The following is a 21,435-nucleotide window of genomic DNA, read 5'->3' on the forward strand; positions in this document are numbered from 1 at the left end:
CTTCAGATCGAGAAGGAGATCAGCTTTGATCAGGCACGTATTCATGTGGCAGGCAGCAAAAACGGCTGAAAATTCAGCCATCCTTGACCTTCTGACCCAGCTTTCCGACAAGCTGACCGTGATTCGCAGCTGGGAAATGGGCGGGCATGTGGGAGAACCCAACGAGAACGGTGACCCTTGGGACGGCGTCCTGATCACAGACTTCGATTCCTGGGCCGACCTCGAGGCCTACTCGTCGGACCCGTTCCACGAAGAGATCGTACAGCAGTTGCTGCCGATGGTTCGCAGTCGCGCGGTTGTCGACTTCGTTCGTGAGGCCGAGTAACAGTGACGACGAACATCGCGGAAGCGAAGGCCGGCATCAAGGTCGCCACCAGCCCCTACGGTCCTGACGACGAGCTGGGCGCGCTGAACACTCTTGCTCTGGCGGCTCAGGCTAATGCCTTGGGGCGTGTAGACACATCCAAGGTCTATGACCTCAGCGTGGACTACTTCGTTGGCATGCCCAGCTTCCAGGCGGCCGGCGACCCGTCCTACCAGATTTTCATGAGCCACACGCCTGATGGCACGGTCGTGGACAACCTGAACGGCGCTGGGGACCAGGTCAATCAGCACGTCTGTTACTCGGGCGATGTCGTGTTCTTGTACACCCACACGGGAACGCACATCGATGCCCTCAACCATTTCGGCGTCGATGGCGCCATCTACAACGGCTTCACAGCAAAGGAACACCTTGGGAGCCGCAACTGGACCAAGGGCGGCGTGGACACGATCCCGCCGATCATCGCCCGCAGCGTGCTGCTGGACATTGCCAAACTCAAGGGTGTGCAGTGCCTCGAGGACTCCTACGCCATCACGGTCACAGATATTGAGGACGAGTTGCAGCGCACGGGTCTGACTATCGGGCAGGGTGACGTCGTTTTCGTCCGAACAGGCCGGATGGCCTTCTGGCCCGACGGCAGCAAGGCCCTTGGTAACCCTCCTGGCCTCAGCCTGGACGCTGCCCGCTGGCTCACCGCCAAGGGAATCAGTGTCATTGGCGCCGACCAGGAGTGCGTGGAGGTTGGCCCGAGCAACCATGAAGACAACTGGCTTCCCGGCCACTGCCACTTCCTCGCTGAGGCCGGTGTTCCAATGATTGAACTGTTGAACCTTGAAGAGCTTTCGGCGGATGACGTCAACGAGTTCTGCGTGATAGCAGCACCGATCCGTCTCAAGGGAGCAACAGGTGCACCCATTCGTCCCATGGCTTTGAAACTGAACTGACTCCGCTCATTTAGAATCAGCTCAGCCGTCCAGGTCCCCGCGACCTGAACAACAATCCAATTAACCACAGGGGAGCCCAAGTACGACTCGCAGATCGGAACCGGAGCGGGGGGCAGCGCCTCTAGAAATTTACGGTTTTGTGCAGCCGGTCACCATCACGGGCTATAAGTTCCACGTTTCAAAGGAGAAACATATGGATCTCAAGGGCACAAATAATACTGTCGAGGTGACAGACGCCTTGTACCGTACTGGTTCCGACGAGGACCAGATGGGAAAGTGGTCACTGCTGATGGCCTTCTACGGCATCGCCAGCGCCATGTTCATGCTCTACATCGGCGCGGCGATGGCGGTCGCGTACGGCACGGTGAATGCAATTATCGGCCTAGTGCTGACCATTGTGGTGTACAGCCTGATTAACCGCGTGCTTGCGAAGCACTCAATCAACAACCGCACTACGGTAGCTCGGTTCTCACGGACCATCCTGGGCAAGGCCGGCACTATCATTGCCAGCGTTATCCTGGCTCTCACCGCCATTTACTACGCCGTCTTTGAGGGCCTCATTATCGTGCACGCGTTTCGCACGGCTTTCGGTGGGGAAAACTGGATATGGAGCCTCGTGGTCGTGGCCTACTCCACCCCCCTGATCATGGGCGGAGTCCGGCGCTTCCTGGACAAACTCAACGGTTGGTTGCTTCCGCTCTACTTCCTTGGACTTGTCGTCATGGTGGCCTGGGCAGGAATCAAGCACGGGTTCTCGGACGCATGGCTGACCCACACCCCCGGTCCTGAGCTTCCCCTCGCTGCCGGTGGCCCTGGTTGGCTTGCCACCTTCGCGGCATATTTGGGCGTGTGGGTGCTGATGATGTACGTCATGGACTACGCAGCGCTGGGCAAGCGCCAGGACACCGGTTTCCACACCAAGTTCACCTTCACCTGGGTTTTCTGGGTACTTACCTACGGTGTGAACGCTCTGGTTGGCATCTTCCTGACATTCACCATTCCCGGTCTGGATGGCTCGGAGGCGGGCCTCTCAGGGGGCTTGGTGAACTTGATGGGACCCATCGGGCTTCTGCTCATACTCGTCTTCCAAACCCGAATCAACACGGCGAACTACTTCATGGGCGCAGCCAACCTGCAGGAATTCGGCGAACGACTATTCCGCGTCAAGCTTCCGGCAGCATTCTGGGTGATCGTTTCCTCGGTAATCATCTACTTGCTGATGCTGCTTCCGATCATCCAGTACCTGCTCCTTGCCTTGGCCTGGCAGGGAGTTCTGGTCAGCGGGTGGGTCTCAATCGCCCTCACGCACATTCTTCTGAACCGGACACGGAAGGAAGAACACGGGCTGCTCGGAGACGAGCACTACCGGCAGGTCCACTACCCCGGCCTGATCGCATGGGCCGTGGCAACAGTGGTCGGTATTTTCCTCACCAGTGCTTTCCCTTGGGGTGCGACCTGGGGCCCAATCACCACCGTGGCTGTAGCCAGCGGCCTGTATGCAGCGCTGCGGGGAGCATCCAAGCAGCATAGCGCCCTGAACGCCCCGATGGAGACCAGTACAACACCGGCATAGGCGGGAAGCCCGGACGCGCGGTAGCTATCGCGTCCAACGATTGCTGGCCCCGCCCGTCCTCCTGGACGATCCGACTAATCGCGTGCGAATCATCAAGCAGAAATCTGACGCGCACGCAATCCACCAACAATGAAATTGGAGAAGAAGTAGCAATGAAACTCGGAGTCTTCCTTCCGAATGGCCAAAACGGATACATCATCTCGGAGAACGCACCGCAGTACGAGCCGTCCTTTGAACACTGCCTCGAGATCGCCCAGGAGGTCGAAAACATTGGTCTCGATTTTGTTCTCTCGATGATCAAATATCGCGGCTTTGGCGGAAAGACCGGTTACTGGGATGGTTGCCTCGACTCGGTCGTCCTGGCTACTGGCATCGCCGCCCTCACCAGCAAGATCGATGTGTTCGCAACGGTTCCGATCCTCGGTATCCCTCCAGTGATCGCGGCCCGCCAGCTCGCGACCTTCGATGAGGTCGCAAAGGGTCGCGGTGGAGTGAACCTCGTCACCGGCTGGAACCGCCCTGAATACGACCCAATGGGCTTATGGCCCGGTGATGAATACTACGACAAGCGGTACGACTACGCCTCGGAATACGTACAGATCATGCGTGGACTGTGGCGAGATGGGCGCACCACGTTCAAGGGGGAGTTCTTCGACATCAACGACGCCACATGCCTGCCGAGCTCGGGTCGTGAACTCCCCATCGTCACGGCTGGCCAGTCCAGGAAGGGGCAGGTGTATACCGCGCACCACGGTGACTACAATTTCGTCTTCGGCGACCGTGAGCTGCTGCCCCAGATCACGAAGCCGATGCTTGAGGAAGCAGAGCGTGTTGGGCGGAAAGTCGGCACCTACGCGCTCTTTACAATCATTGCCGCCGAGACCGACGAAGAGGCATTCGCAAAGACTAAGCACATCGTCGACGGTCGGGACATGGAGGCGCTGAAGAACGTTGCCGGCAGTGCGGCGCTCGATCCTCAGACAGGAGGCACCAGCGAACACTTTGTCGCAGGGCTCACTGCGCCTGCAGAAGAAGGTAACTTGACCTTCATGAGCTTCCCGGTACTTCACGGCTCCTATGAGAACGTGGCCGAACAGATCGCGACAATGGAGCGCGATACGGGAGTCGCCGGCGTGCTCATGACGTTCGTCGACTACGTCTCTGACATCAAGATTTTCGGTGAGAAGGTACTGCCTCTGGTGCGCGAGAAGCTCGCCGCACTTCAGCCGGCATAAGACGGCTGAAGCCTCCTTCCAGGCGGTCGGACGAGCACGTGGCGTGCCTCGCCCGGCCGCCTGGGGGTAACCGCCTAGGTGGCCCTTTGCGCCAGCGGGGCTTGGTATGTATCCACGCAACGTATTCGGAGGCCTCGGCATGGGAAAGATCTCGGGAACGGCTGCGTCAGGCCGTGACAAGGCCTATGTGCACCTGCGCGAAAGTGTCCTAACTGATCCGGAATTACAGGGTCAATTCCTTAAGGAAGCGGACCTCGCCGCCGAGCTGGGCATTTCCCGCACCCCGGTACGCGAAGCACTCATGCTTCTGGTCTCGGAGGGGCTGGTCGAGCTGATTCCACAACGTGGAGCCTACGTGCCAGCCATCTCCGGCAGGGAGATTTCCGAACTCATGGAACTTCGCAGCATCCTGGAAGGCCATGCCTCGCGGCTGGTAATTTCCGAACAGCGGGTCCCCGCGGACCGGATGCAGGACACACTCGACCTCCAGGTCGCAATTTCAGAGAACGAGGACCCGGGGGCGGCCCGCCATTTCATGCGGCTTGGCACGTTGTTCCACCAACAACTCATCGACGCCGCCGGAAGCGAACTGATTTCCCGTACTTACAGCAACCTCCACGTCCGGCAAACCTTGGCGGGAGTCTCGGTCGTGTGCCCAACCGTCGGTCGCCGCAACACGATATGTACCGAACATCAGGAGATTCTCGACGCCCTGGTGGCAGACGATGTTTTCCAGGCGCAAAAGGCGATCGATGAGCATCTCGCCGCGATCCGGAACGTCCTGCTGCGAGCCTGACCGGCATACCTCCGTCCCCTTTGACACCTCGAATTGCACACAATAGATGGGAGCTCTTCCATGCGTCTCGCAGTCGCCCAGATCGTCAGCGGCGCCGACCCGGCGCGAAACCTCGATCTCGTCCGGAACTATGCCGCCGAAGCCAAAACGGCCGGGGCCGAGCTCGTCGTGTTCCCCGAGGCAGTCATGCGGGCTTTTGGCCACTCCCTGGCTGATGTCGCTGAGCCTCTCGACGGCCCCTGGGCGGAGGAACTGCGCGAAATCGCCAAGGACCTAGGCATTGTGATTGTGGCCGGAATGTTCACGCCCGGACAGGACGGACGGGTACGGAACACCCTGCTGGTTACAGGACCGGGGGTTGATACCTCTTATGACAAGGTCCACCTCTTCGATGCCTTTGGCTTCGCGGAGTCCGAAAGCGTCGACGCCGGCGAAAGTCCTGTGACCTTTGAATTCAATGGGACGGTTTTCGGCTTGGCCACCTGCTACGACGTGCGCTTCCCCGCCCTGTTTTCGGCCAACGCAAGAGCGGGAGCCCAGGTCAATATCGTGTGTGCCTCTTGGGGTACAGGTGAAGGCAAGGCTGAACAATGGGACCTGCTGGTCCGGGCCCGCGCACTGGACAGCACGACTTTCGTGGTCGCCTGCGGCCAAGGGGACCCCGAAACTATCGGTGCCGACACCGCGGGCGCTGCTCCCACCGGGATCGGTCGCAGCGCGGTGATCTCTCCGCTGGGAACCGAACTGGCGAAACTTGGGGGCAAACCTGAACTGATCGTTGTCGATATCGAACCGTCACAGCTCTACGACGTCCGCAGCAAACTTCCAGTGCTGGTCAATGCACGCCAGTTCTAGGGCTCGGCTAAGCCGCAACTACGCACTGACTAGGAAGAAGTGAGAACAAACAATGACGCTAAAGGCTACGATCGTGGTAGGCAACCCCAAACCCAAGTCGCGGACCCTGGAAGTAGCGAAGAGCCTCGTCGAGAAGCTCCTCGCGCCAGGCAGTTACAAGCTGGAGATCATCGATCTGGCGGACCACACGGCGGAGATTTTCGCGTGGCCCTCCGAGGAGATGGCGGCCTTGAACGGCCGCGTCGCGGAGAGCGACTTCGTGGTCTTCGCGTCTCCCACTTACAAGGCCACCTATACGGGTCTTCTCAAGGCCTTCTTGGACAGGTATTCGGCGAATGGTCTGGCCGGGGTGACGGCAATTCCGCTCCATACCGGGGGTGATCTCACCCACGCCTTGGGTCCGTCGGTAAGCCTCGCACCGCTTCTGGTCGAACTCGGCGCGGTGGTCCCGGGCCGTGGCTTCTATTTCGTGTCCAGCCAGATGGAGAACCTCGACGAAATTATTACCCAGGCGGCGGCGGAGTACGCGGCTAATCTCAGCCGTGCCGCGGGCATCGCCGCGTCATTGCCCGCGCCTGGTGCCTGAGTGGAGGAACAGCACGTCTCTCGTCCCAACCCTGCGAGGGTCCAGACTCGGCGTTTGATCCGCGGGTCTTCCGTGCCACGCTCGGGCACTACGCTTACAGCAACACCATCATCAGCGGCATGACGAGGACGGCTGATCGGCTTTACCTGCCAGTCCTTCTACTCCGTCTCGACCTAACGCCCGGATTCCTTCAGCGTCATGACCAACTATCCACGGCGCCGGCTAGGCCTCCACGCGCGATCCATAGGTATCAGTGACGCCGACGCCAATTGATCCGACCACTACTGCGCCGCTCCCACTGGGTTTGGCCTGTCCCGACTAGCGCTGGGGCTCCGGGGCACGGCGAGAGAATGAGAACGCAATGCGAATGGCACGGCTATTGACCAGCGAAGGCATTCGGCATCCCATCTACCTGAATGAGGAATGGCATCACATAGATGATCCGTTTGCTCCGGTTCCAACATTCTTGGGTCCAGTAACATCCGCCCGGAAGGCGAAGCTGCTGGCCCCAGCCTGCCCGGCAGTTATTGTCGGAATCGGGCACAACGACGATTATCACCCCGCTGCCTATACAGCCTTGGCTCAAGTCAGTCCACACTGTTGCTGGCCCGAATGATGTTATCGAGCCGTCCTGGCGGGTGGGCGCTGTGAACGTGGAAGGTGAACTTGCCGTCGTTATTGGTAAGAGTGCTTTTGCCCTTACGGCGGAAAATGCTCTGGATCATGTCTTGGGCTATACCATTGCCAACGATGCCACCAACGCCGCCCGGGCGGTGATTGACGAAAGACTCTTTCAAGCCAAATCAGGAAATCATTTCACCCCGTTAGGGCCGTGGATTGAAACTGATATCGCGGATCCGGGGAACCTTGGCATCAATGTCACGGTCAATGGCCGGGCCGAAGCTCGCTCACGAACCTTTAACCTTAGCTCCGGCGTGGTGGAGTGCTTAGTTCACGTGACGAAGTGGATGGCACCGGAACCCGGTGATGTCGTCATGACCGGAGCCCCTGGCACCATTGTTGGAGTCCAGCCCGGAGATACGGTGGCCATGACGATTGATGGGATCGGGACCTTGGTCAACGATGTTGCCTGATCTTCGCGCCTACCCATGCCTCTATTCCTAGGCCATATAAGAACGGCACAATCGTGCAAGAAGCTCCGAATGAAACACTGTTTTCGGTCCGGGCAATGTCATATGGGGGGGCTCCGCCGGAAGCCTTTGAAGCATGGAGAAAAGGGGACGGTGCCACCAAGGAAGGGTGACGACGCCGCTCAAGCAACCAGGGCCACCCATTTCGATGAGTTAGTGGAGGATTCCGCGTCGGATGGCTTGCGCGACCGCCGAGGCCCGGTCCGAGACTTCGAGTTTTTCGTAGATGTGCTGCAGATGTGTCTTAACGGTCGTCAAGGAGATGTGCAACTCGTTGGCAATTTTCTGACCCGAATGACCATCGGCTGCAAGACGAAGGATCTCGACCTCGCGGGCGGTGAGCGTCGGCCTGCTAGGCGTGTCCCGGCGGGTCCGTAGTTCGCGGGCGAGAACGTCCTGCGCGAACGGAGCGATGATGGTTCCACCGGCACCAATGCGCAGGACCGCATCCGTGATCTCATCAAAGGACGCCGCTTTCTCCAGAAACCCGCGGGCTCCATGGGTGAAGGCCCTGAACACCGTCTTGCTGTCCATGTATGCGGTCAAGACAAGAATGTTCGTTGGTGCCGCTTCGGCGAACAGTGTCTCCAGAACTTCCATGCCGTCGAGCTCAGGCAGTTGTAAATCCATGACTGCCACATCTGGCTTCAGTTCCCGGATCGCTGCCAGTGCACTCTTCCCGTCTCCGGCTGAGCCCACAACCTCGATTTGAGGCACGTTCTTCCAGTTTTGGGCGAGGCCCTCCCTGTAGACCGGGTGGTCATCGGCAATGAAGATAGTGAAGATTTTCATGCCAGAGCAAGCGCCTGGCGAACTGTCCGCGCAAAATGCTCGATATCGAACGGTTTAGTTAGGTAATCAAGGATCTTCATACTCCGGAGTTCAGCTATGCGCGCCGGAGTTGCATCTGCGGAAAGAATAATCACCGGTATGTCCTTCGTACGCTCGTCCTGCTGCAAAAGTTTTACGACTTCAACCCCCGACATGTCGGAGAGATTCACGTCCAACAAGATAAGCTGAGGCGCTTGGTCCTGGGCCAGAGCTACCCCGGACTCACCACTTGTAGCCGAAATAAGGTTCAGCCCGGCCATCCCGGAAATGATGTTCTCCACCAAGCGGATATTCGCGTAAGTGTCTTCGATCTGCAGGATCGTAGCATGCGCAGCGTCGCTGGTGTCGACAGCGTCCTTTTCGGGGACCGACGTGTCGAGATCCTCCTCCGGTGCAGGCACGAGCGGCATGTCCACGTAAAAGGTGGACCCCTCGCCCGGGGCAGTATGTTCAATGCCTAAGGAGCCGCCCATTTCCTCCACAAGTCGCCGGGAAAGGGCAAGGCCGAGACCGGACCCCTCAATGGAAGCCGATTGATCAAGGCGCACAAATGGTTTGAACAGACGCTCCACGTCGTCCTCGGACATCCCGGGGCCTGTGTCCATGACCAAGAAGCGCAGGGCCCCGTCCACCACCTCGCACCAGACCCTTACAGCACCCTGTGGGTTGTTGAACTTCACGGCGTTGCTCAGCAAATTGATGAAGACTTGCCTTAGCCGCTGAGTGTCAGCCAGGACGTAACGGTGCAAGGCGCCATGCAAATCGCTAGCGATCTCGATGTCCTGTGCCGCGGCCAGAGGGCGCACCAATTTGAGGGCTTGGTGGATCGACTCGATTGCCGGTACGGGAGCGGAGGCGATGCCAGGGGCGCCGGCCTCGATCCAAGTGATGTCCAGAACGTCGTTGACGAGTGCCAGCAGATGCTTGCCGGCATCGAGGATGTGACTGGTACTCTCGGCTGCCCGGGGGCTTAGGGGCAAATCCTGGAGCAGTTGCGCGAAACCTAATATGGCGTTCAGCGGCGTCCGCAACTCGTGGCTCATCCTTGACAGGAATTCGCTTTTCGAGCGGTTAGCACGTTCCGCGTCATGCATCGCTTCCCGGGCAGCCCTTTCCGCCCGTTTCCGGTCGGTGATGTCCGTGGAGATCGCGCCCAGAGCGTATGGCTTGCCGGCGTCATCCAGAAGCGGGAATTTTATGGACAGCCAACGGCTGTCTTCATCCAATTCGGACTGGTTCCGGTCTGTCGCCAAGAGTTCCTCGACTTCGATTGAGCTGGCGGTCCTGATGACCATGTCATCGTTGTTGGAGTAGTCGTCGGCCACGGCCTTGGGAAACAGATCATAATCAGTCACTCCGATGATTGATTCTGCTGTGATCCCAAGGTGTCGGGCGTAGTAGTGATTGGCAATTAGGTAACGGCCGTCCAGGTCTTTGACGTACATAAGGGCCGCTGAATTGTCTAAGAGATCCTTCAGCTGCCTGATTTGGGAATGTAAGTCGTGTTCGGTGGAGTCCGGCTCCGCTAGCGCAGCCAACTGAACCACAAGATACTCCGCAGGATCGCCGGGTACGTTGAACATCTTGACCTGGGGGCGGAAGGCAGCCAGCTGCTCGCCCAGATGTACCGTCATAGTTTGATCGCCCGCCGGGTCAGAAAGCGATGTTGCAACAAGTTTTATCAGGGCCGGGGTTGGGAGGTCATCCGGATTAACCGCAGGCTCGCTTGAGTCGTGCAGCAATGCATCGAGCTTGCCGTTGCCTCCTACGAACACCAGCTCTGTAGGGGATTCTTTACGAAAAATGGCAGTGGCCAGCGGGGCCGCGTCGAAAGCACTCTCTTTCAGCAGGCGAAGAGCCTCATCAGGGCTCACGGCAATAGTCTTTCACGGTGCTCCGTCATGCCGGAAGGTGCTGAGTCGGATAATTCGTGGAACAGCGGATTAGACATAAGCGCCTCCGTTGCACTCAACGCTGGACCTCCATTTCATTTGGGCATGGAAGTCGGCCTGGTCCTTTCAGGACCAGGCCGACTTCCATGGTGTGCTGTAGCTACTTACCTGCCACGGCGAGAAGCTTATCCCGGGATGGGTATTGCCATTCGACCCATTGAAGCGGAAGGCCAGCCCGCTCAGCCACAAGAGAATGTGTGACGGTTTCGGCGCCTCCTGTACCGCTTATCTCCGTGATGCAGGCAACGAGGGCGGCAGTTCTTCTTTCGTTGCGCTCCCGGAGGATGTCGGCAACGACTCGTGCCGGTTTCGTTTTTCTTTTCTCGCGCCAAAGCGACATATAAATACCTCTGCAAATTGCCAGTCCAAAGTTGGTTGGTCGTACCTTCTGGGACATAGCCATCGTCCGGTGACCACGCAGTTCAATTAGTTCCGGCCACTGCCGGCGCTGCCTTACTGATTTGATCGTTGGCAGGCAAGGCGACGCCCTAGGGGAGAGCGCGGATGAGGTCTACAGCTTGTCTTCGATCCCGCGGAGGTGGCGATACTGACCCTTGAAGTAGAGCAGTGGTTCTTCTTTATGCCAGGTGGCTGGGCTCATTTCGTTGACGCGTCCGATGACGATGTAGTGGTCGCCGGCCTCGTGTTCTGCCCAGATGTCGCAGTCGAGCCACATCAGAGTGCCGGCGATGATGGGGTTGCCCTCGGTAGTTGTTGACCAGTCGATTCCGGCCCATTTGTCGGTGCCTTTGCGGGCAAACTGGTTTGAGACGTTGTCCTGGTCGTGGGCGAGGACGTTTACGACGAACTTGCCGGTCTCGCGTAGCCGCGGGTAGGTCGTAGAGCTGGTCATGACGCTGAAGGACACCAGGGGTGGTTCTGTCGAGACGGAGTAGAAGGACTGGCACGTGAAGCCGATGGGGCCGTCCTCGTCGATGCCGCTAATAATGGTGATGCCGGAAGCGTAATGCCCGAGCGTGTCACGGAAAGCCCGTGGATCAAATGCTCGTTCAAGGGCCGTCTTCTTGTCGAGAGTGACTGTCATATTCCTCAACTCCATTGTGTGATGTGGATAGTCGTTCTATTCGCCGTACATGAGGCTTGCGATAAATCGCTCAAGTTCGGGGTTGGGCTGCGTGACCGGGTCCATTGACTCCGCAGACTGATCGTTTGGCTCGATGTAGGCGCCCTCCCAAGCAAAGGAGCTCATCCCTCCGGGTGCCACAAGGGCATGGCCCGCCTCTGCAGCTTGAAAGGATTTGTCAACTGTTGAAGCGGCGATGGCCCTCCGCCTTGCACGGAAAGTCGTGGGTAATTGAAACGTGGTTGACATCACTGCTTCCTCCTTGAAGCGAGCTACCAAAAACGTGGACAGAAATCTTGAAGAAAGGCAGGGCCCGTTGGGCCCAGACGCAACAATTCTTACGCCAGGTGATGTGGCGCACATCGGCCGGTTGGGTTCCGAAGAGATGGTCTTTTTCCGACCAAAAGGATGATGCAAGTTCCCTAAAGGCTGTGATCTGGTGGAGCAAGTCAGCTTCCGTGGGAGGTGCCCCCGGCAATACCGGCCTTTGGGGCCAAATGACGCTACACATACCGCTTGTGCTTATACCGGAACCCAATCATCCAGGAGGTCCCCAGCCGATGGCTTTGCCCCCACCCACTCCTTGGCCAAAAAAACGCTTCTTATTGTGGCTCGCATCCTGGCGATTTGAAGCCGCTGGTGGGAAGGGGCCAGGCAGGAATGAGTGTCCTGATTGTGGACACGGCTCTGGAAAGAAAGCGGAAAATCTCTATTGGCTCGCCGCGCTGAACGGGATCCCCGTCGAAGCCATTCGGGCAACAGAGGGGCGGAGCACGGCCGACCGATGGGTCTGCAGGCACGATGCCTACATCAGTCAAAATCTAAGTCGATGGCCTCAAGCCGTTCCGTAAGCTGAGCTACCAGCGATGTTTGCTCCACCGGTGCAGCCGGCAAAGGACCGATACAGCCCTTAGTCAGCGCCGATCCTATTTCAGTTACCCACCACAACTGCTGCTGCTGAGGGATCTCGGGACTGCTGAAGGTTTAGTTGACAGCTGTGGTTGATAATTTCTTACGCGGCTGAGGCCGCGTTTTTTATTGTCTCAAACTCGATGGGTGTCAGCCGCCCGAGGGCGCGTTGACGGCGTTTGCGGTGGTAGCTGCGCTCGATCCAGGTCGTGATGGCCAGCCGGAGCTCGGCCCGGGTCTCCCATCGTTTCCGGTTCAGGACGTTCTTTTGAAGCAGGGAGAAGAACGATTCCATCGCCGCGTTGTCACCGCAGGCCCCGACCCGGCCCATCGATCCGCTCAGCCCATAGGTGTTCAGGGCCAGGACGAACTTTCTGGATCTGAACTGGGACCCTCTGTCCGAGTGGACCACCGTGCCCGCCGGTTTCCTGAGGGCCACGGCGTGGTCCAGGGCGGCGACGGCCAGGGACGCTTTCATCCGCCCGTCCATCGAGTATCCGACGATCCGGTTTGAGTGAAGGTCCTTGATCGCGCACAGGTACAGCTTGCCCTCCCCGGTGTGGTGCTCGGTGATGTCCGTGAGCCATTTCCGGTTCGGTGCCGTGGCGCTGAAGTCCCGTTCGACGAGGTCATCGTGGACCGGAGGGCCGGCCTTGAGCCCTGAGCGGCGCCGCCGGTGGATCACCGAGAGGATGCCGTTCTCCGAGCACAACCGCCAGATCCGGCGTTCGCTGGCGGCCGGGCCGGGACCGGCGTTGATCTCATCGGCGATGAACCGGTATCCGAAGGCAGGATCGTCGCGGTGGTGGTCGATGGCCGCGTTGATCAAGTGGGCTTCTTCCCAGTCCCGGGCGGGGACGGGATTGGCGGCCCACTGGTAGTAGGCCTGTCTGGAGAAATTCAGTACCCGGCAGGACACTGCCACGGGAACCCTGATCGGGGCGTCCCTGGCAGCCAGCTCGCGGACCAGCGGGTACATCATTTTTTTGGATTGATGTCCCGGGACAGATAGGCCACGGCACGGCGCATGACTTCGGCTTCCTGTTCCAGGAGCCGGATGCGTTTGTTGGCCTCCCGCAGCTTCGCGGCGTCATCGGACACCGCCCCGGACTTCACGCCATCTTCTCTATCGGCGATCTTCATCCAGCGGTGCAGGGCAGCGGGCGAGACACCGAAGTCCTTGGCGATCTGGGTGATGGGTGCTTCGCCCTTGCGGGCAACCGCGACGACATCGCGGCGGAACTCTTCGGGAAAGGCTTTGGGCATGATGAACATCCTTCCACCCGCGAGGATCAAATCCTCACAGGCAAAGTGTCAATCAAACCTTCAGCAGTCCCCTCCGCTGGGCTCCCGATAACACCAGCCGTGGATAACTCGTATTGCTAGCGAAAGGCAAGCACTATGCAGTCAGACTGTGTACACCCAAACCCGACGTCAGACAGCAAGGATAAGAGCGTCAGAATAGGCCCCCAATGAGCTTTTCTGCACACTCCGATGAAGGGGTCTTAGATACCAACCGGACGGTCATGCCGCCGGACACTCTTGTCCAAGAGATGCCCGCTCTTGGGAACCCGTCATCGCACAAATTTCAGACCTCCCCCGCAGGAGCCGCAGACTGGGCCTCATACAGTCGCGCGTAAGGGCTGCCCGCAGCCTGCAGTGAGCGTGCGTCCCCTGCTCCACGATCTGGCCTGCCTCCATCACCAGGATGAGGTCCGCGTCGCGGATCGTGGACAGGCGGTGAGCGATCACAAAGGAAGTCCGGTCGGACCGCAGCGTGCTCATTGCCTTCGGCACCAGCACTTCGGTCCGGGTGTCCACCGAAAAGGTCGCCTCATCCAGGATCAGCATCGACGTCCGCGCAAGGAAGGCACGCGCAATCGTCAGCAGCTGCTTCTCCCCCGCGGACACGTTCCCACCCTCGTCCTCCAGGACGGCGTCGTACCCCTCGGGAAGGGACTTCACGAACCGGTCCACATACGTCGCCCGCGCCGCCTCCAGAACCTCCTCCGAAGTAGCCCCTGGCCGCCCGAGCGCAATGTTGTCCCGGATGGTCTCGCCGAACAACCACCCATCCTGCAGCACCATCCCCATCCGCGAGCGCAGCTCGCGCCCGGCACCGAGGTGACGTCCACGCCGTCGAACGTTATCCGCCCCGCGTCCAGCTCGTGGAACCGCATCATCAGGTTCACCAGCGTGGTTTTCCCCGGCGAGTACGAGAACGACACGTCCTCGAACAGCAGCCGCCCCGCCCAAACAGCGGCCCGGCAGACGGCGCCGGCTCCACGGACTCCTCGTCCTCATCAGCAGCTCAAACACCCGCTCCGCAGACGCAACCCGGACTGCAGCAGGTTCGCCATGGACCCCAACTGTGCCAGCGGCTGCGTGAACTGCCGCGAGACGCTTGGCAATCAGCAGCAATCCCCAGCGTCAGCGGAATGGTCACCGGCGTCAACCATTTCCGGCTCGCCGCGCTGCCTGAGAGGCATAACGCTGCTGATGGGCCTGGACGCCCGGCGCCCGGTTGCCCGCCCAGCACCGCCCCAATTCGGTCCGCCGTGAAAGACGAAAAGTCGCTCAGCGAGCGCGTCAAGCATCACGCGCAAATTCCATCCATCATTTTCTCGGTTAGTTGAAACCCTTGGAAAACCGGCTTTCCGGACGGCCTCTTGGGCAGCAAGCCCTTTTACTTCCTCCTGGATTGTGCACGACGCACCCCTACCCGAAGCCCCTGCTCTCTAACGTGATTTCCCACACACCAAGTTCCACCCCAGAACCATGAGGAGATACACATGCCGAACTACAGGGTGTCGATGGATATCGGCGGAACGTTTACGGACATCGTGGCGTACGACCAGGCCGCAGGAACCTATGAGGCAACCAAAGCATCCACCACACCGGGCAACCTGAGCGCGGGCGTCATCGCGGGCCTCCAATCGATTGTCACCGACCTTTCCGACATCGAATTCCTGGTGCACGGCACCACCCAGGGCCTGAACGCCTTCCTGGAGCGCCGCGGTGTTCCCGTGCTGCTGCTGGCCACCGCCGGCGTCGAGGACTCCTACCACATCGCCCGCGGCCCCCGCCTGGAGCTCTACAACGCCCAGTACCGCAAACCCGCTCCCCTCCTCGAGCGGAAGGACGTCATCGGCGTCGGCGGCCGCCTCGACGGTCAGGGCCACGAGATCCGGCCGCTCGACGAAGTGGCCGTCCGTCAGGCAGCCCGCCGGGCACTGGACGAAGGATACGGCGCCGTGGCCGTTGCCTTCCTCTTCAGCTACAAGAACCCGGCCCACGAACTTCGTGCCCGCGAAATCCTGCTCGAAGAACTGGGCGAAGACTTCACCATCTCCCTGTCGCACGAGGCAGCCAAAGAATGGCGCGAATACGAGCGCACCTCCTCCGCCGTCGTCGAGGCCTACACGGGCCCCGTGGTCCGCAACTACCTCCTAGACCTGGAAGAGAAACTTGCCGACCGCGGCGTGGAGGCCCCGCTGCACATCATGCAGTCCTCCGGCGGCGTACTCACGGCCGAGTCCGCCCGCAAGCGTCCCCTGCAGACGCTGCTGTCCGGTCCGGTGGGCGGCGCCATGGGCGACGTCGAACTGGCCGGCGTGTCCGGCAACCGCAACCTGATCGGCGTCGACATGGGCGGCACCTCCTTCGACGTCTCCCTGGTGGTCGACGGCAAACCCGACGTGTCCACCGAAGCCCACCTCGAAGGCCTTCCGATGCTCATGAGCGTCGTCAACATCCACACCGTGGGAGCCGGTGGCGGCTCGGTGGCATGGCTCGAAGCCGGCGGCCTCCGGGTAGGCCCACGGTCCGCCGGCGCCAACCCGGGCCCGGCCTGCTACGGCCGCGGCGGCACCGAACCAACCGTCACCGACGCCAACCTGGTACTCGGCCGTGTGGACCCCGACTGGTTCGCCGGCGGCCAGGTCGCCCTGGACCGGGAAGCAGCCATCACCGCCCTCAAAACCGTGGGAGACCAGCTCGGCCTGGACCCGATCGCCATGGCCGAAGGCATCTGCGACGTCGCCAACTCCCAGATGGCCCAGGCCATCAGGACCATCACCATCTCCCGCGGCATCGAACCGCGCGACTTTGCCCTCGTCGCCTTCGGCGGCGCAGGACCGATGCACGCAGTCTTCCTCGCCAAGGAGCTGGGGATCCCCGAAACGGTGGTTCCCCGGTTCCCCGGCGCGTTCTCGGCATGGGGAATGCTGCAGACCAACATCCGCAAGGACTTTTCCGAGCCGTACTTCTTCCTCGATGAAGACATCAACGTCGCCGACATGGCCGGTGTCCTGCGCCGGATGGAAGCGGAGGGCCTGAAGTCCCTTGTCTCCGAGGGCGTCCCCGAGGAAAGCCGCGGGACCAGCGCCTCGGTGGACGTGCGCTACCAGTCGCAGGAATTCTCGCTGAACGTTCCCCTGACCTCTGCCGACGAACCCGAGTCGGAAGGCTTCGTCGCCAACCTGGCCACCCGCTTCTCCGCGATGTACCACGAGCGCTACGGTCACTCCAACCCTGGCGCCCCCATCGAAATCGTGGCACTCAGGACACAGGCCGTGGGCGACCTGGGCCGGTTGGAGGCACCGCTCTTCGCAAAGGCACAGAGCCCGGAGTTCAAGCACGAAGTGCGCCGGGTGGTCTTTGACCACGAAGAACACGCGACCACCGTGGTGCGCCGCGACGACCTGGCCGCCGGGCACGCCTTTGAAGGTCCCGCCATCATCGTGGAGCAGACCGCCACCACCGTAGTGCCGCCAGGGTTCAACGTCACCGTGGACGAGTTCGGCTCGCTGGTCATCCGCACCGAAGACGCAGAAGGAAATTGAGGTACCACTAATGACAATCGCCGCAGTCAAAACCCTGGATCCCGTAACCGTTGAAATCATCCGCAACGCGCTCACCAGCGCCGCGGATGACATGAACGCCACCCTGATCCGCTCCGCCTACTCACCCATCCTCTACGAGGGCGGGGACTGCGTGGTGGCGCTGCTGGACACCGAACACCGTGTGCTCGGACAGTCCGCCGGCCTCCCCCTGTTCCTCGGCAACCTCGAAACCTGCTCCATTGCCGTGGAAGAGCTGTACGGCCGCGAAGTCTGGCAGGAAGGGGACGTCTGGATCCTCAACGACTCGTACCTTGGGGGCACGCACCTGAACGACGTCACCATCTTCGCGCCCATTTTCAACGACGGCTCGGTAGTGGGCTTCGCCGCCACCCGGGCGCACTGGATGGACATGGGATCCAAGGATGTGGGTGGCTCCATGGATGCCACGGACATCTTCCAGGAGGGCTTCCGCATGGGGCCGGTCAAGCTTATGGAGGCAGGCATCGAAACCTCCGTGGTGGACCTGATCCGCACCAACGTGCGCTTCCCCTACCAGACAATCGGCGATATGCACGCGATGATCGCCGCGCTCCGGATGGGAACCACCCGGATGAAGGAGCTGGTGGGCCGGTACGGCATGGAGCAACTCGATGCCGCCCGCGATGAAATCTTCCGGCAGACCGAGGAGATCGAGCGCGAAACCGTCCGCAACATCCCGGACGGCGTCTACGAAGCCGAAGGCGTGCTGGACAACGACGGCATCAACCTGGACACCCCCATCCCCATCAGGCTGAAAATCACCGTTGCAGGTGACACCGTGGACTTCGACGTTACCGGCTCCGCCGACCAGACCATGGGCCCGGTCAACTGTGGCGCAGCCCAGGCCGTCTCGGCCCTGCGCGTAGGCTACAAGCTCCTGGTCAGCCCGGACTCCAACTCCAACGGCGGATCCTTCCGCCCGCTGACAACCCAGGTCCGCTCCGGCTCCGTGCTCGGCGCCGTGGCACCCGCACCCTGCCAGTGGTACTTCTCCCACCTGGGGCTGCTGATCGACCTGGTCTCCAAGGCCATGGCACCCGCCATGCCCGACCGCGTGGCCAGCGCGAGCCACGGCGACTCGATGATCATCACCGCCGCCGGCTTCGATCCCCGCTTCGGCCGGAACTTCGTGAGCATGGAAGCCACCCTGGGCGGCTGGGGCGCCTGGCAGGGTACCGACGGCGAATCCGCCATGATCAACAACGTCAACGGTTCCCTCAAGGACCTGCCCATCGAAATGATGGAAACCCGTTACCCGCTGCGGATCAACGAGTACTCCATCCGCCCCAACTCCGGCGGCCCCGGGCAGTGGCGCGGCGGCAACGGAGTGGTCCGTGAATACGAGTTCCTGGCCGACTGCGTGGTGGGTCTCTGGTTCGAAAGGTCCAAGACACCGGCCTGGGGCCTCTTCGGCGGCTCCGACGCCCAGGGCCCGGAAGTGGTGATCAACCCCGGCCGCCAGGATGAGGTCCGGACGCTGAAGGCCAACGCTCGGAAAATCAAGGCCGGCGACGTGGTTCGCCTGGCTGTCGGGGGCGGCGGCGGTTTCGGCGATGTCGCCAATCGCTCCCGCGAGGACATTGAGTACGACATCATCAACGGCTTTATTACCGAGGAATTCGCCAGGACCCACTACGGCTACTAAACGCCGCATTGAAAGGATTGACCGTGAAAATCACCAAACGTCCAGCCGCAGCGATGGCCCTTATGAGCCTTGCCCTGTTGACCTCCGCATGCACCCCACCGGCCCAGAGCAGCACCGCAGAAGCAGTGGCTGCGAAGGCAGACCAGAAACTCAACGTTGGATTCTTCGGTTTCGCCAAATCCAACGGCTTTGCCCAGGGCACGTACCTCGGGGTGGAACAGGCGGCCAAAGCCAACAACGCCAGCGCCACCTTCGTGGACTCCAACTTCAACGCCCAGACCCAGGTCCAGCAGATCCAGGACGCCGTCACCTCCAAGCAGTTCGAGGTGATCGTGGTACAGGCCAATGACAACCAGGCCCTCATCGCACCGTTGACCCAGGCCGTGCAGGCGGGCATCACGGTGGTGGTCGAATTCTCGGTCATCGGGCCCAAGTTCGACACCATCCAGCCGCAGATTCCCGGTGCCATCAGCATCGTGGACCTCCCCACCCGCAACGGCAAGATACTCGGCGAAATGGGCAAGGAAGCCTGCGCCCAGGTGCCGGGCGATACCTGCAAGGTGGCCTACCTTGAAGGCTTCAAGTCCCTGCCCCTGGACAACGCCCGGACCGAGGCCGTGAAGGCGGAACTGGCCACCGATCCGAAGATCAAACTCGTGGCCAGCGTGGAAGGCGGCTACACGCAGGACAGCGGCCGGCAGGCGTTCCAGAACGTCTCCCAGGCGACCCCTGACGTCAACGTGGTGATTGGCGCATCCCAGGCCATCACCGGAGCCGCAGCGGCCGCCGGGAAGAGTGACATCAAGTTCATCGGCAACGGCGCGTCCGTTTCCAACGTGGAAGCGGTCCGGCCCGGTAAATGGTTCTCCATCTATGTCAGCGACGTCGTGGCCAACGGCGCCAAGGCCACCGAACTGGGGCTCGCCAAGGCGCGGGGCAAGCAGGTGGACACCGCCATCGACGAAGCAAGCCTCTCCCCCAACAACGGCAAGGGCACCAAGGAAGCACTGGATTCCCTGAACTACGTCTCGAAGTACTCGGACTAGCCCACCCCCCTTCCGGGGGAACCCCGGGGCCGCAGCCTCACCGCTTCGGCCCCGGGGACCCTGGCCCTAAGTTCCCTTCCATTTCCAGAGGTCAACATGGCTATAGAACAGTCGGAAAAACCCGGACATGCCAGCCGGAGGACCGCCCCCGAAATCACCGTCTCCGGGATCGGCAAGCGCTATGGTGCAACGCAGGTGCTGAAGGACGTCACGCTGTCGGTAATCCCCGGGGAGATCCACGGCATCATGGGGGAAAACGGCGCAGGAAAGAGCACGCTGCTCAAAATCCTGGGCGGTGCCATCACAGCGGACTCCGGCACCATGGAATTGGACGGACATCCGGTCAGGATCACGACACCCCGGGACGCCATCTCACACGGGATTTCCCTTATCTCGCAGGAGCTGGCGCTGATCCCCAATCTGTCAGTGTTGGAGAATGTCTTCCTGGGCCGCTGGTCGAACAGGGGAAGCCTCCTCTCCCCCAACAGGGACAGCGAGCACTTTGCCCGGCTGCTGGAAGAGACCGGTTTTGAGCTGGACCCGAGGGCGACGGTGGGGAACCTGCCCATCGGACAACAGCAACAGGTGGAAATCCTGAAAGCCCTTGCCCGCGGGGCGAAGGTACTGTGCATGGACGAACCCACAGCAGTCCTTAACGAGGCGGAAAAGGAAAAACTCCTGCAGGTCGTCAAACGGCTGGCCCGCACCGGAACCACCGTCCTGATCGTCTCCCATTACCTGGAGGAAGTCCTGGGACTGGTGGACCGGGTGACCATTCTGCGCGACGGACAGCACATCGTCACCGAAGAGGCCGCCGGCCATACGCCGGAGTCGCTGGTGCGGCTCATGGTGGGCCGGGAGGTCGACTTCCTCATCCCGGACGTTCCGCAGGTTCCGTCCGAAGCCGGGACGGTTGTCCGGGTAGCCGGATTGACCAGTGCCAAGGTCAAGGACATATCTTTTGAGGTCCGCCGCGGGGAGATCCTGGGCATCGCCGGGCTGGTGGGCAGCGGCCGCAGCGAAACCCTCCTCGCCGTTTTCGGTGCAGACCGGACCACCGGCGGCCACGTCGAAATCAACGGCCGCCGCATCCGCCCCAGCTCCATCAGGGACGCCATCAAAGCCGGTATCGCCCTCATTCCCGAGTCGCGGAAAGAACAGGGTTTGGTCATGTCCCGCCCGGTGGCCGAGAACATCGCCCTCTCCACCCTGCCCGCACGCTCCTGGGCCGGCTTCGTCAAGGCCCAGCGGGAAAGGACGGCCGTCAAGGACGTCAGCAAGTCCGTTGACCTGCGCGGCGCCCGCCCGGGTCAGCCGGTAGCCAACCTTTCCGGCGGGAACCAGCAGAAGGCACTTTTCGCCAAATGGCTGTTGGACCCTCCGGCGGTGCTCCTGGTGGATGAACCCACCCGGGGAGTGGACATCGCCGCCAAGGCCCGGATCCACAGCATCATCGTCGAACTGGCCGCCAAGGGCACAGCAGTCATCGTGGTCAGCTCCGAGCTCGAGGAAGTGCTCGGCCTGTCCCACCGTATCCATGTCATGAGGCACGGGCGCATCGTTGCCGAGTTCGACCGAAACGCCTCCCGCGACGAAGTCATGACTTCCGCTTTTCTGAAATAG

The 21,435-nt window shown here is 61.0% G+C and carries 17 protein-coding genes and 1 pseudogene; 12 read left to right on the top strand and 6 right to left on the bottom strand.

The window, feature by feature from the left end; all coding sequences use genetic code 11:
- Positions 1 to 25: 25 nt before the first annotated feature.
- The 8 genes from LFT44_RS19290 (at position 26) to LFT44_RS19325 (ending at position 7,405) form a co-directional block, all read left to right on the top strand.
- Positions 26 to 325 (top strand): Dabb family protein, encoded by a 300-nt coding sequence (locus LFT44_RS19290; protein WP_236800134.1) that lies wholly within the window; start codon positions 26 to 28, stop codon positions 323 to 325.
- A gap of 2 nt (positions 326 to 327) precedes the next feature.
- Entirely contained in the window at positions 328 to 1,266 is a 939-nt protein-coding gene (locus LFT44_RS19295; RefSeq protein ID WP_236800135.1) for a cyclase family protein, read from the top strand.
- 226 nt (positions 1,267 to 1,492) lie between these two features.
- Entirely contained in the window at positions 1,493 to 2,839 is a 1,347-nt protein-coding gene (locus LFT44_RS19300) for a purine-cytosine permease family protein (RefSeq protein WP_236800136.1), read from the top strand.
- Between the two features lie 152 nt (positions 2,840 to 2,991).
- Positions 2,992 to 4,074 (top strand): LLM class flavin-dependent oxidoreductase, encoded by a 1,083-nt coding sequence (locus tag LFT44_RS19305; protein ID WP_236800137.1) that lies wholly within the window; start codon positions 2,992 to 2,994, stop codon positions 4,072 to 4,074.
- Positions 4,075 to 4,180: 106 nt separating this feature from the next.
- On the top strand, positions 4,181 to 4,870 hold the full coding sequence (locus LFT44_RS19310; protein WP_236800138.1) for a GntR family transcriptional regulator: 690 nt from the start codon (positions 4,181 to 4,183) through the stop codon (positions 4,868 to 4,870).
- A gap of 60 nt (positions 4,871 to 4,930) precedes the next feature.
- A complete protein-coding gene (locus tag LFT44_RS19315) occupies positions 4,931 to 5,725 on the top strand; it encodes a carbon-nitrogen hydrolase family protein (RefSeq protein ID WP_236800139.1) in 795 nt (264 codons plus the stop codon).
- Positions 5,726 to 5,798: 73 nt separating this feature from the next.
- Positions 5,799 to 6,311, top strand: a complete 513-nt coding sequence (locus LFT44_RS19320; RefSeq protein ID WP_236800140.1) for an NADPH-dependent FMN reductase — start codon at positions 5,799 to 5,801, stop codon at positions 6,309 to 6,311.
- Between the two features lie 527 nt (positions 6,312 to 6,838).
- Positions 6,839 to 7,405: a fumarylacetoacetate hydrolase family protein gene (locus LFT44_RS19325; RefSeq protein WP_236800141.1), complete on the top strand. Its 567-nt coding sequence runs from the start codon at positions 6,839 to 6,841 to the stop codon at positions 7,403 to 7,405.
- Positions 7,406 to 7,615: 210 nt separating this feature from the next.
- On the opposite strand, the gene LFT44_RS19330 is transcribed toward LFT44_RS19325, so the two are convergent.
- The 6 genes and pseudogenes from LFT44_RS19330 to LFT44_RS19350 all read right to left on the bottom strand — a co-directional run.
- Positions 7,616 to 8,254, bottom strand: coding sequence for a response regulator (locus LFT44_RS19330; protein ID WP_236800142.1), 639 nt, complete (start codon positions 8,252 to 8,254; stop codon positions 7,616 to 7,618).
- Positions 8,251 to 10,167, bottom strand: coding sequence for a PAS domain-containing hybrid sensor histidine kinase/response regulator (locus LFT44_RS19335; RefSeq protein ID WP_236800143.1), 1,917 nt, complete (start codon positions 10,165 to 10,167; stop codon positions 8,251 to 8,253). The genes LFT44_RS19330 and LFT44_RS19335 overlap by 4 nt, the downstream gene beginning before the upstream one ends.
- A gap of 589 nt (positions 10,168 to 10,756) precedes the next feature.
- The gene (locus LFT44_RS19340) at positions 10,757 to 11,290 is read right to left on the bottom strand and encodes a flavin reductase family protein (RefSeq protein ID WP_236800144.1); all 534 of its coding nucleotides are present in this window, start codon (positions 11,288 to 11,290) and stop codon (positions 10,757 to 10,759) included.
- A 36-nt stretch (positions 11,291 to 11,326) separates the two neighbouring features.
- On the bottom strand, positions 11,327 to 11,455 hold the full coding sequence (locus tag LFT44_RS22030; RefSeq protein WP_272910875.1) for a hypothetical protein: 129 nt from the start codon (positions 11,453 to 11,455) through the stop codon (positions 11,327 to 11,329).
- An 886-nt stretch (positions 11,456 to 12,341) separates the two neighbouring features.
- Positions 12,342 to 13,504 (bottom strand): IS3 family transposase gene (locus LFT44_RS19345; RefSeq protein WP_236800145.1). Its coding sequence is split into 2 segments (ribosomal slippage): positions 12,342 to 13,223 and positions 13,226 to 13,504, totalling 1,161 coding nucleotides; the frame shifts between segments, so codons are not numbered across the junction.
- A 322-nt stretch (positions 13,505 to 13,826) separates the two neighbouring features.
- A pseudogene (locus LFT44_RS19350) lies at positions 13,827 to 14,637 on the bottom strand (ABC transporter ATP-binding protein); the annotation flags it as partial.
- 393 nt (positions 14,638 to 15,030) lie between these two features.
- Here LFT44_RS19350 and LFT44_RS19355 point away from each other — a divergent pair.
- From LFT44_RS19355 to LFT44_RS19370, 4 genes are all read left to right on the top strand, one after another.
- On the top strand, positions 15,031 to 17,082 hold the full coding sequence (locus LFT44_RS19355; protein ID WP_236800146.1) for a hydantoinase/oxoprolinase family protein: 2,052 nt from the start codon (positions 15,031 to 15,033) through the stop codon (positions 17,080 to 17,082).
- A 10-nt stretch (positions 17,083 to 17,092) separates the two neighbouring features.
- On the top strand, positions 17,093 to 18,766 hold the full coding sequence (locus tag LFT44_RS19360; RefSeq protein WP_236800147.1) for a hydantoinase B/oxoprolinase family protein: 1,674 nt from the start codon (positions 17,093 to 17,095) through the stop codon (positions 18,764 to 18,766).
- 23 nt (positions 18,767 to 18,789) lie between these two features.
- Positions 18,790 to 19,812, top strand: coding sequence for a sugar ABC transporter substrate-binding protein (locus LFT44_RS19365; protein ID WP_236800148.1), 1,023 nt, complete (start codon positions 18,790 to 18,792; stop codon positions 19,810 to 19,812).
- A gap of 96 nt (positions 19,813 to 19,908) precedes the next feature.
- A complete protein-coding gene (locus tag LFT44_RS19370) occupies positions 19,909 to 21,435 on the top strand; it encodes a sugar ABC transporter ATP-binding protein (RefSeq protein ID WP_236800149.1) in 1,527 nt (508 codons plus the stop codon).

Source organism: Arthrobacter sp. FW306-05-C, assembly GCF_021801725.1.
Classification (GTDB): Bacteria; Actinomycetota; Actinomycetes; order Actinomycetales; family Micrococcaceae; genus Arthrobacter.

What these genes read in the sequence shown, in the direction of transcription:
- LFT44_RS19305 (WP_236800137.1), top strand. Translation starts at nt 2,992, where the DNA reads ATGAAACTCGGAGTCTTCCTTCCGAATGGCCAAAACGGATACATCATC.
- LFT44_RS19315 (WP_236800139.1), top strand. Translation starts at nt 4,931, where the DNA reads ATGCGTCTCGCAGTCGCCCAGATCGTCAGCGGCGCCGACCCGGCGCGA.
- LFT44_RS19360 (WP_236800147.1), top strand. Translation starts at nt 17,093, where the DNA reads ATGACAATCGCCGCAGTCAAAACCCTGGATCCCGTAACCGTTGAAATC.
- LFT44_RS19310 (WP_236800138.1), top strand. Translation starts at nt 4,181, where the DNA reads ATGTATCCACGCAACGTATTCGGAGGCCTCGGCATGGGAAAGATCTCG.
- LFT44_RS22030 (WP_272910875.1), bottom strand. Translation starts at nt 11,455, where the DNA reads ATGAGCTCCTTTGCTTGGGAGGGCGCCTACATCGAGCCAAACGATCAG.
- LFT44_RS19330 (WP_236800142.1), bottom strand. Translation starts at nt 8,254, where the DNA reads ATGAAAATCTTCACTATCTTCATTGCCGATGACCACCCGGTCTACAGG.
- LFT44_RS19340 (WP_236800144.1), bottom strand. Translation starts at nt 11,290, where the DNA reads ATGACAGTCACTCTCGACAAGAAGACGGCCCTTGAACGAGCATTTGAT.
- LFT44_RS19355 (WP_236800146.1), top strand. Translation starts at nt 15,031, where the DNA reads ATGCCGAACTACAGGGTGTCGATGGATATCGGCGGAACGTTTACGGAC.
- LFT44_RS19370 (WP_236800149.1), top strand. Translation starts at nt 19,909, where the DNA reads ATGGCTATAGAACAGTCGGAAAAACCCGGACATGCCAGCCGGAGGACC.